This is a genomic window from Candidatus Accumulibacter vicinus (genome assembly GCF_000584955.1).
Taxonomy (GTDB): domain Bacteria; phylum Pseudomonadota; class Gammaproteobacteria; order Burkholderiales; family Rhodocyclaceae; genus Accumulibacter; species Accumulibacter vicinus.
The window spans coordinates 63,595-63,968 of record NZ_JDSS02000020.1 but is presented as its reverse complement, the minus strand read 5'-3'; the positions used below and the strand labels follow the sequence as shown (position 1 = coordinate 63,968).

Below are 374 nucleotides of genomic sequence, written 5' to 3'. Positions count from 1 at the left end.
GGCAGGTGCGGCGGCAAACCGCAAGGCCCTCTGGGCGCTGGTAGGCCTGGCTGCGGATGCGCCAGACCGAACGCCCCCAGGGGAGCCGCTTTTTCGCGCCGGCCCGGCGTGTCAACGACATGGACCTGATGACGCAGCGCTTTCCTGCTCCGTTCCCGCCACCCTTCGCCGACTCCTGGGGCGACGACGAATTCGGCCTCTGGGCCGAGTTCACGGTCAGCAGCCGGCACGGCAGCGCGACGCAGCGGCTGCGCTGGATCGAGCCCGGGAGTTTCCGTATGGGCTCGCCAGAAAGCGAGCCCATGCGAAACAGTGATGAAGGCCCGCAGCATTGGGTGACGCTGACGCGCGGCTTCTGGCTGGCCGATACCGCC

Annotated in this window: 1 pseudogene; it reads left to right on the top strand. The window is 69.0% G+C overall.

Annotation, left to right across the window (positions count from 1 at the left end):
- Positions 1–56: 56 nt before the first annotated feature.
- Positions 57–374: pseudogene (locus tag CAPSK01_RS08390) on the top strand (hypothetical protein); the annotation flags it as partial.